Origin of the sequence: Psychrobacter sp. Arc9 (genome assembly GCF_041431295.1) — a bacterium.
Classification (GTDB): Bacteria; Pseudomonadota; Gammaproteobacteria; order Pseudomonadales; family Moraxellaceae; genus Psychrobacter.
Genome location: NZ_JASMRK010000033.1, coordinates 19,558 through 29,290 on the forward strand (window position 1 = coordinate 19,558; position 9,733 = coordinate 29,290).

Genomic DNA, 9,733 nt, shown 5'->3' on the forward strand with positions numbered 1-9,733 from the left:
CTAAAAATAGAGTAAACGAGAGAGGTGGCAAACTTGTGAAATCAAAAACAAGGTCGTTTTATTGTTTTGTAAAATTCGACCACTTTTGTAAGCGTGTATATTGATTATCAAGATAATATAAAACCATATGCTATATTTATTTTGCTTAACAAGAAGTGTCGGTTCTGTTTTGATGACTGTTCAAAATTACAAATGTCAAAATTAACAAAAGGGACAGTCGATAAAGTAAACGACAACAAGCTTATCGCTATAAAAAATACGACTAAAATTACAAGGAAGTTATGATGAAAAATATAATGATGTTATCGGCACTAACAGGTGTATTAACACTAACTGGCTGTACTACTTTAAAAAACGTAGTCGGTAACGATATGTCAGGTACGCATGAAGTACAGGCAACCAGCAACAATACAGCACCAGTCACTAGCAAGAATGGGGTGTTGGTAGATGCTACCAACCATATGACGTTGTATACGTTTGATAAAGACTCTATGAATAAGTCAGATTGCGGTGCAGCTTGCCAAGTTGTGTGGCCAATTTTCAAAGCGCCTAGCGATGCTAAAGCCTCAGGTCAGTTCGCTGCATTTAAGCGTGAAGATGGCAAATATCAGTGGGCAATGAACGGTAAGCCTTTATACTTCTATGCTAATGACACAAAAGTTGGTGACAAAGACGGTGATGATAAACTTGGCGTTTGGCACGTTATCCCAAGTAAATAACAGGTGTTAGATATAAACTAACTCGGAAACGTTAAGATAGAAAAGCAGCCTATCCTCAATTATAGAGGCAGGCTGCTGTTTGTTTGGTTCTATTTTCCACTATCGAGAATACTACCGTGCGTATATTCTCTAATAATAGATGTGACCTGTACTATGTCACATTTGCTAAAGGCTCAACCTGAATGGTCTCTAGCACTTCTTCTTTGCTAGGCTCTTTTCTATATAAAGGAAAAAAGTCTGAAAGCAGATCATTTTCCTTGAACCAGATATCAGCTACTAACTCTGTATATTTTGCTACGTTAACGACGAGTCTATAAGTCTTAAATAGTAACTCTTGCGAGCTAAAGCCTTTTTTATACTCATATAAAGAATCTAAATTGGAGCCAACGCCGCCACCAAGATGTAGTACTTCATAACGGTTCTCTCGTCCCCAATTACGAGCGACATGAGTGATAAGTTTAGAAGGTTGTAGATGTGTATAAGCGTTCAGCGTGCCGCCAAGGTGGAACTGCATAATGCCAGACTCTTGGCAGAGCGTATATATAGAGGACCCGATTGGTTTATCGTCTTGATAGGCGGTTATCAACAGTATTTTTTCTTGAAGGTTTTCAAGCAAATTAAAAAAATAATCATCATCAAAGAAGTAATAATCACTGGCCTTGACGTTTCGCATTGTCTCTTTATAAATGTCTGAAAACACCATCGCGTTTTGCCTAGTCAAGAATTCTGTTTTTGTCACGACATCCATTTTTATGGCTTTTTTGATACCGCGGCGATGTCGATTTTGTGTTTCGCTCCAATGCTCTTCTTCTGACTTACTTAAATCAGACATCAAGGTCAGCCCGTGAGTCAGTGCTTTGCCAACTGTAGGTATCCATTCTTTATTAATAATCGGGTGCAACCGCATAAACAAGGACACGCAGCCTCTCTCGCAAAGAAAAGCTCTTATCTCATCCAGTATGATGTCTAACTCGGCATCAGTGAGGGTTTTGTCCATCAACGGCCCCCCGTAACCATAAGTGGAAGTAGCATCCCAGTGCTCTGAGTCAATTTGTCTAATTATGATGGGTAACAATACTTCCTTGTTTTTATAGTGAGCGATGATGCCTTGAGGTTTGCCCTTATCGATGACAGCTGAGGCCGCAATCCAACCAGATAAGTGGTATATATCAAAATGATGATTTGATACCTTCTTATCCCACTCAGCATCTATCGCTATGTAATCAACTTGTACTGTATCCACGTTGCTGCTCCCTCAGTGTTGCGTTATATATTCGTAAATCCGTATATATGAATATAACAACAAAGTATGAAGCCTTCAAGTATATAAAAACCTTTTATGTAAAATAGTGAATATATATGATTAGAGCGTAGAAGAATCTATAGGAAATAAAAAAGCAGCCTGCCTCTATAAATGAGGGTAGGCTGCTTTTCTCGTTTTTGTCGAAAGCTATTAGAGAGCTATAAACTTACTGTTATTTTTTTTCTACTAGCTCGCCATCGATTTGGATAGGAACGTTGGTCGTGATACCGTCAGCGTAAGCGGTCATACCATAAGCGGCGCGATCAAGTGTACCAGTGGCACGGAAACCAACGACTGGCTCTTTAGTCAGTGGGCTATTAGCGATTTTGTTCAACGTGACATCTAAGGTTAGTGGTTTGGTTTGACCAAGCAAAGTGAAGTCACCCGTTACTTTGGCCTGTTGTGGATTGATGAATTTGACCTGAGTAGATTTGAAAGTCATGGTTGGGTACTTTTCGACATTGAAAAATTCATCAGTTTTTAGATGTTTATCACGAGCATCCCAATTGGTATCGATGCTGTCGGTGGCTATAGTAAATTCCATGCTGGTTTGGTTTGGTGCTTTCATATCATAATTCACCACGCCCTCAACATCACTAAAATGACCCATGGTGGTTGAGAATCCCATATGGCTCACAGAAAATCCGACGCGAGTATGTGAATCATCTAACTCCCACTGAGTTGGTAGTGCCGCACTTGCCATAGTAGTGATAGCAAGTGCTGAGCTGATGAATAGCGCTTTAGCAGTGGTCTTCATTGTCATGTTTATCATTGAATAGTCCTTATTGAGTATTGGTTTTCCATGCTTGATTATAAATCTATGTTTGTCTATAAATAAGTAAAGCGATACTTCCTGTAAAACTGATCAATATCGCGTAGCTGTACCGTTTAATATACTAAATATAAATGATTCATACGCAGTATATTTGTTTAGGTTAACTACAGTAATTTATACCATAGATTAATTTTACTAACCAAATTATTGTACTGAATTACATCGCTTATCTCAATACCATTACTTTATTATTGACAACTTATCACATATCTCTATCACAACTGCTCCTTGCGTCTTACGTTAAAAACCGTTAAAATCGCGGTTTAATTTTCCCGCTGGGGAAAGGCTAAGCGAACAGAAGGGTGGTGTTGGGTGCTGGAATAAGCCAGTGACGCAGTTGCCATACTTGTAATGTCCTTAGTGCCTCAGTTACGTATGTCATTATTTGTTTGATACATCATCGATGGTGTTGTATTTAGACGTTGTACATACATCGGACCTAGAGAGTATATTATGCGTAAAGATATCCATCCTAATTACCAAGAAGTTTTGTTCCACGACACTAACGCTGACGTGTTCTTTTTGACTCGCTCAACTGCTAAGACTAAAGCGACTCGTGAATACGAAGGTAAAGAATACCCATACTACCCACTTGATATCTCAAGTGCGTCGCATCCATTCTATACTGGTGAGCAACGTAAAACTTCTACTGAAGGTCGTGTTGCAAGCTTCAACAAACGCTTTGGCGCATTTGGTGGCCGTAGCAAGAAAGCTGCAGACGCTGCTGAATAATTTGCACTTATGGTGTAAATATATTTCGTTAAGCAATAAAAAAACCGCTGATTATTCAGCGGTTTTTTATTGCTTAATTTTTTATGATCTAAAAATAAAGCTAACAGTCTATTTAGCGCTCAAACTCAGTAGTAGATGAGTCCAATATCTGAATAGAGTCTAGTAACTGAATAATGGTTTCTACGATTTGCTGCGCCCAATAGCCGTACATCAGACTGCTAGGATGAAATCCATCACTGGCAAACATCACATTGATATCGATAGCCGAGCCATTTGCATGCTCTTCTAGCATCCGTGTAAAGTCGGTTGCCATATAGGTGACACCAGCATGAGCCACACAAATCTGCTGTAATATCCCATCCAGTATCGATGCTTTTGCACCTACAAAGTTATTGAGCGGGGCAGGGATTGCAGGCATTTGCGCCATCGGTGGCAAACTTAAAAAAACCAATTCTCGTACGCCAAATTTGCGCTGTACAATATTGATAATGTCTTCAATTTGTTGTTGCCATTTATGCACAGAGACATTGGACGTTGTATCATTGACCCCTACGCTTAGCAACATCACATCAATAGGCTGTTCAGGAGCAGGTAAGACATATAACCTGCGTAGAATATCAAAGCTGGTATGACCTGTTGTCGCTTGCAATGACCAATTGAGTCGAGCAAAGTTTGCTTGGATAGCTTCGTTTTGTTCCAGTATCGGTATGAGCTTACCGACCAACGCTTCCTGCTGCGTTTGGCTACCTACACCTGCTGCTGCTGAATCGCCAACGACCATAAGGTTAAATGTCTTAGCCTCTTGCGTTGATATCTCATTATTTGCTTGAGGCAGGTCAATCACACCGTGCCTTTCGCCATGTGGTTCAGGCAAGCGAACCGTATCACGCTTGATTTTGCGACCTTGATAGAGATAGACGGGGGCAAGTAAAACGTCCTTTGCGACCGATGTCAGCTTATTAGTGTCTACCACCCTGCACGTTCCCTAATAGTCGTAAGACTATCTTCAATTAACAATTTACCATCGACGTAGACATCACGTAATAGATTGTCAGTTGGGTCACTCATCTCATTTTCTTTGACGGTTGTTAGCTGGCCGCTGTCGTCTTTTACCAGTGCCAATCGACCTTTTTTCGAGCGTTTTGAGCGGCTGGTGACAGGATCTTTATAAATATCCTTCCATGCACCATCGATAGAGATAGCGCTAGATTTCATTGCCCAACTCATGGTGTCGCGGTTGACTTGCTGCAATAGACCACCGCCCATACCAAACGTCACGTTTTCTATGCTAAAGCCTGCTTTGATTACTACGTCAATAATTTTGCTTAAGCTTTGCGAGCTGATGCCATCACCTTGGATGATGCGTACGTAGTCGGGCAGCACTTTATAGCCCTTGCTGTTTACAGTCGTGCCGAACTTCACCGCCAAGCGCTCCAACGCTTCGCGGACGACTTTGGTAGGTTCGCCGCTGTCTGGTCGAATAACCAAAGTGCCGCCCATATTTTTGACTTCATCTTTTAAGGCGTCACCCCAGATATTGTCGATGGCATTCCATAAATCATAACTATCTGAGACGACCGAAAAGGCTTTATCCTTACCGCCAAACTGCTCAATCATATTGTGAAAAGCAGCAGTCTCGCCATCACGTCCCCAAGCTGTCATCGTACTGTGTTCGGCTGCTGGGATAGAGAATGCAGGCATATCGTCGCCCATTTGATACCAGCGACTAGCAGCAATAAGCGCTGTCATCGAGTCCGTACCAGCAAAGTTGACCAAATGCGCTAAGCTACCAAGTGCAACCGTTTCTTGGCTCGATGCACCGCGCGCGCCAAAGTTATGCAAGCGAAAAGGCAGGGATTCTATATTGTCCGCTGATTTCTCTAACGCTTGGCGGATAATGTCTTTGCAATAGTGAGAAACGCTAGCGACCGTGGATGGATACCAAATCGCACGCAATAGCGCTGTTTCGATATAGCTGGGTAGCCAGTAAAATTCAGGATCGGTATTAATCACTTGGCAGACTACATTGGACACGGGCACGATACTGCCTTCTGGTACGGCTTGGATACGCAGTGGCAAGTAGCCGTCGTGTTTTTCGATCAAATGCTCCCAACCAGCACGATTGAAGGTTAGACCATGTGCTTGAATGACCTTTTCGGCTTCATCGATATCTTGATGAGTAATAGGCGTACTTAAGTACTCTTTGATAAAGGCTTGTAGACCAAAGAACACCACATCATAGTCGCCCTTGCGCGCCTCAATGTAGCTTGACAGATACTCACTACCGCTCGGGTATTGCACCCAATGTGAGGTCTTATAGCTGTCGCTGTTTAAGATTAAATTGTTTAGATTACTGGTATACATCACAGAACTCCTCTGCTTTGAAATGCCGCCCCTGCTTTAATAAAAAAACAGTGGCGGTGGTTGATTGCCGTCTATCGGCATTGGTATCAAATTGTTAATACGATATTTAGTGATAGCTGTTATTGATAATAATTTGCTCAAGTAGCTATTAAAAAAAGCTGCTAAAAAAACGAATAGAAATGAACTACAAGCCAACCATTTTAGTAATAATCGCATAGTGATCTTCAAACATCATCTTCGCATCGAGCTCAGCCAAGGGTAACCAAAATGCTTTGGTCGCATCGTCGCCACCTTTTACTTTTGGCAGACCTTTTGGATCGTTTTTGAGCTGAAAATAAAACGCTTGAGTAATGGTGCGACCACGCGCTGAGCGATACGGGTCATCAAAGGTATGCTGGCTATGGCAGGAGCCGCGCAATACTGGCTCAGGCACCTTGAGGCGAGTCTCTTCGCGTAGTTCACGGATACAAGCATCAAACAGCGTCTCTTTTGGATTTAAAAATCCACCTGGCAGCGCCCAGAGTCCACGCCCTGGCATACTACGTCGCTCAACCAGTAGGATATGTCCCGACTGTACAATCAAGGCATCGGCAGTCATAAAAGTAGGCGGGTAAGGTGCTGATTCCCACTGTCTTTTATATTTATCGATGAAGTCTGCTTCTTCATGCAACTGATGGTAGTCTTCAGTTTGTTTGAATGCATCAAGGACGTTGCGCGTCGACTCAGGCGTACGTTCGGGCGTAGGCGTGGCCCCCATCAGGTAGCTGTCGCGAATCGGTGTGGCTGATAAGTTATGATAATTAGGCACTGACACAGAGTCCCAGTTGGGGAACAGTGACAGATAGTACGATGAGCTGTCTTTTGAATGACCAATCAAACCAATATCCGTCTGCAAGTCACCAGTGACAGATTTTACACCTGCTTGCACATACTGTAGCCAGCGGGTGTCATTGTAGAGTGCATCATCTAAGCCAACACAGTGAATGCGTGCGGCTTCTTCTTCAGAGTAGGCGCCTTTGATCATTGCGGCACGCTCAGCGACGCTAAATGGATTGCGTAAGCTACGTGGCAAGTTGGCTGAGCCAATGAGCATAATTACTTCATCTGAGCGTTTTAGTGCCTCATCGATGACGGCTTTGTGGCCAGCATGAAACGGCTGAAAGCGACCGATAAAGACCAGATAACGATAGTGTTTACTGCCTTTTTGATCTAGGTTTTGCTTATCTGACTGTTGCTCTGATAATTCACTCATAGACGCCAACTTCCTACGACTTATTTTTATTGATTAAAAATTAATGACGCTAATACTGACACAGCCTATGACTTTCTGACAAGTATAAAGATGTTTAGGGGTGTGTCATTATCGAAATCGTCCAAACGACACCTCTGCTTTAACTGGCATGCTTTTCTATCCATGCCGTTACTGTTGGCCAAATCTCTGTAGCAGCATTGCGGCTAACCATAATGCGACTGTGCGTATAATCATCTAAATCGCCATTACTAAGCGAATACTCTCGAAAGATATTGGACGAGTTATTAAAGCCTTCAAAAAACAAACGACAGCCACGAGTAGGGGATATGAAGGTATCGCCTTTTGCGCTAATAGAATAAACAGGAATGGTAATCTGTGACATATGATGACGATAGTCGATAAAGTCATCGCCAGTACTTTTCTGCTGATTAATGCCTTCGTTCACTTCGTCTATATTCGCTCTACCTTTATCAAAATTAGCCTTTTTCAAAAAGCTACTTTTAAAGTTTTTACGCAGATTCCAATCGTACCACTGGGTCATCGTATAGTAGCTTTCGTTAAAAGGGCCTACCTTTAATTGCTTAGCAGGTATAAAGCCGACCAATCGCGTAAGTACCTTGGCTGTAAGGATTTTCATGTAGCTGGTCGAGTCTTGCGCCGCCCCAAAAGCTTGGCAGGCAAACATACTGATGCTATTGACCTTATTGATATAGCTTAGGTTTTGGATGAGAAACATGGTCAGGCCAACACCGCCACCACTATGAGTGACGCAATGCAGGTTATTGAGCTTTAATTCTTCAAAGAAATAACGAAAAGTCGCCTCATAGTCGTAAGTGGCGACGGTCTCAAAGTTGAACTTTTCTTTCGGTAGTGAGCTATCACCATGTCCACGCCATTCCATGATGTAGCAATGATGACCAAGCCCCGCAAAGTATTCGGCGATTTTGAGGCAAGTTTGCTTGTCAGAAAACGTACCATGCGTCAAAAATATGTTTTGCGGTGTGATGTTAGGCAGGCTGTTTTCTGATGTGTTAGCTATCGTATCTTTGTCTGAATTATCAACTACTTTCCAAACGGCAATTTTCTCATCGTCCTTGGTATTTACTAGGTGCAACGTCCGTGTCATCATAAAATGATCCTATCCAAAAAACACATGATATTTATACAAGTCGATATTTATACAAGCTGATATTTATACAAGTCGATTAAAAGTTACCATGCTCATAACGCTACTGCGCACAATCATTCAAATTAACAATACTACGTCAAAACCAGATGACTTGCTCGGACTAGATGTGAACGGTATGGCATATCGAAAATGCTGAGTGCGCTTGATAAATGGTACCGCTGTCTTTATATAGAGAATAACTTGGCAGCCAACATAGTCATTTAGCGTGTTTGTGGTTTCTCGTCTAAATATAAAGTTGCTTTGCCACCTGTTAGCATCATTAAAAAAACCAATGACAACCATTTACAACGGTCGCTATTCAATTCACAGTAGCGTGGTCGGAATTGATGCGTGATTCAGGTATAATGACTGCTATAGACGGATTAAACTTTATAATCATGTCGACCAATGTCATACAATAATAAATCGAAAATATTGACAGTCTGCATGTTTTATATAAATCGTAAACATTTTAAAAATCCAAATTCACGACACAGTAGCCATAATAGATATAGCGTTTGTGTCATAACGCATAGGAAACATTATGAGTGAGCAAAACCAAGCTGATAACCAACTAGACCAAACTGCTGGCTATGAATCAGCCCTAGATACCGAGCAAGTCGAAGCGAAAAGCAACATCACTATCACTGAGTCAGCTCAAGGCTACTTGGCAGATTTGTTATCTAAGCAAGATACCGATGGTATCGGTGTGCGTATTTTCGTTGAGCATCCGGGTACGCCGCGTGCAGAGTGCTGCATGGCTTATAACCAGCCGGGCGAAGAAGACAGCGCTGATTTGCGTTTTACGTATGAAAACTTCTCTGCATTTATTGAGGCGGCGTCAGTACCTTATCTAGAAGACGCGGTCATCGACTATAATAAAGACCGTTTTGGTGGTCAGCTGACTTTCCGCGCGCCAAACTCTAAAGTACCTAAAGTAGGCGCTGATGCCAGTGTCGAAGAGCGCATCAACTATGTATTGCAGTCAGAGATTAACCCTGGCTTGGCAGCACATGGCGGTGACGTACAGTTGCTTGAACTGATTGATGAAGAAGGCATTGGTCTAACCGCTGTATTGAAATTTGGCGGTGGTTGCCAAGGGTGTTCAGCGGTTGATATGACTTTACGTCAAGGCGTTGAAGTGCAGCTAAAGCAACAAATTCCAGAATTGACCCAAGTGGTTGACGAGACTGATCATACTCGTACAGAGAATGCTTACTATAAATAAAATGAAAAATAGTTAAAAGCAATTGGCTGCTATAAAGGTGGCCATATCTCTAGTATAACCCCAGTTCGGGATAAGGGCTCAAAAAAAGATAAAAAAAGAAGTCCAAAGTTGCTAAAGTAAGTTTACCAAGAC

9 protein-coding genes are annotated in these 9,733 nt (G+C 42.1%); 3 read left to right on the plus strand and 6 right to left on the minus strand.

Translation table 11 applies throughout. The features are described from left to right. Nucleotides 1-284: 284 nt before the first annotated feature. Entirely contained in the window at nt 285-719 is a 435-nt protein-coding gene (locus QO187_RS12675; RefSeq protein ID WP_102093956.1) for a hypothetical protein, read from the plus strand. A 151-nt stretch (nt 720-870) separates the two neighbouring features. On the opposite strand, the gene QO187_RS12680 is transcribed toward QO187_RS12675, so the two are convergent. Both QO187_RS12680 and QO187_RS12685 read right to left on the minus strand, forming a co-directional pair. Continuing rightward, the gene (locus QO187_RS12680) at nt 871-1,962 is read right to left on the minus strand and encodes a GNAT family N-acetyltransferase (RefSeq protein WP_102093957.1); all 1,092 of its coding nucleotides are present in this window, start codon (nt 1,960-1,962) and stop codon (nt 871-873) included. Nucleotides 1,963-2,194: 232 nt separating this feature from the next. Beyond that, on the minus strand, nt 2,195-2,794 hold the full coding sequence (locus QO187_RS12685; RefSeq protein ID WP_102093959.1) for a YceI family protein: 600 nt from the start codon (nt 2,792-2,794) through the stop codon (nt 2,195-2,197). A gap of 516 nt (nt 2,795-3,310) precedes the next feature. Here QO187_RS12685 and QO187_RS12690 point away from each other — a divergent pair. Next, the gene (locus QO187_RS12690; RefSeq protein ID WP_057761772.1) at nt 3,311-3,589 is read left to right on the plus strand and encodes a type B 50S ribosomal protein L31; all 279 of its coding nucleotides are present in this window, start codon (nt 3,311-3,313) and stop codon (nt 3,587-3,589) included. A gap of 112 nt (nt 3,590-3,701) precedes the next feature. On the opposite strand, the gene QO187_RS12695 is transcribed toward QO187_RS12690, so the two are convergent. From QO187_RS12695 to QO187_RS12710, 4 genes are all read right to left on the minus strand, one after another. Continuing rightward, nucleotides 3,702-4,562 (minus strand): SGNH/GDSL hydrolase family protein, encoded by an 861-nt coding sequence (locus QO187_RS12695; RefSeq protein WP_102093960.1) that lies wholly within the window; start codon nt 4,560-4,562, stop codon nt 3,702-3,704. Continuing rightward, nucleotides 4,556-5,953: a nicotinate phosphoribosyltransferase gene (locus QO187_RS12700; protein ID WP_102093962.1), complete on the minus strand. Its 1,398-nt coding sequence runs from the start codon at nt 5,951-5,953 to the stop codon at nt 4,556-4,558. Before QO187_RS12700 ends, QO187_RS12695 begins: the two co-directional genes overlap by 7 nt. Before the next feature lie 184 nt (nt 5,954-6,137). Further along, nucleotides 6,138-7,205: a bifunctional nicotinamide-nucleotide adenylyltransferase/Nudix hydroxylase gene (locus QO187_RS12705; protein WP_102093963.1), complete on the minus strand. Its 1,068-nt coding sequence runs from the start codon at nt 7,203-7,205 to the stop codon at nt 6,138-6,140. A 139-nt stretch (nt 7,206-7,344) separates the two neighbouring features. Further along, complete coding sequence (locus tag QO187_RS12710; protein WP_371548540.1) at nt 7,345-8,334, minus strand: alpha/beta fold hydrolase; 990 nt, start codon at nt 8,332-8,334, stop codon at nt 7,345-7,347. A 583-nt stretch (nt 8,335-8,917) separates the two neighbouring features. Between QO187_RS12710 and nfuA the strand changes: the two genes are divergently transcribed. Beyond that, nucleotides 8,918-9,601 carry a Fe-S biogenesis protein NfuA gene (gene nfuA, locus QO187_RS12715; RefSeq protein ID WP_057761762.1) on the plus strand — a complete coding sequence of 228 codons (684 nt, stop codon included), beginning with the start codon at nt 8,918-8,920 and terminating at the stop codon, nt 9,599-9,601. Nucleotides 9,602-9,733: the final 132 nt, after the last annotated feature.

Coding starts and splice junctions, on each gene's coding strand:
- QO187_RS12675 (WP_102093956.1), top strand. CDS start 285: ATGAAAAATATAATGATGTTATCGGCACTAACAGGTGTATTAACACTA.
- QO187_RS12685 (WP_102093959.1), bottom strand. CDS start 2,794: ATGATAAACATGACAATGAAGACCACTGCTAAAGCGCTATTCATCAGC.
- QO187_RS12690 (WP_057761772.1), top strand. CDS start 3,311: ATGCGTAAAGATATCCATCCTAATTACCAAGAAGTTTTGTTCCACGAC.
- QO187_RS12700 (WP_102093962.1), bottom strand. CDS start 5,953: ATGTATACCAGTAATCTAAACAATTTAATCTTAAACAGCGACAGCTAT.
- QO187_RS12705 (WP_102093963.1), bottom strand. CDS start 7,205: ATGAGTGAATTATCAGAGCAACAGTCAGATAAGCAAAACCTAGATCAA.
- QO187_RS12710 (WP_371548540.1), bottom strand. CDS start 8,334: ATGATGACACGGACGTTGCACCTAGTAAATACCAAGGACGATGAGAAA.
- nfuA (WP_057761762.1), top strand. CDS start 8,918: ATGAGTGAGCAAAACCAAGCTGATAACCAACTAGACCAAACTGCTGGC.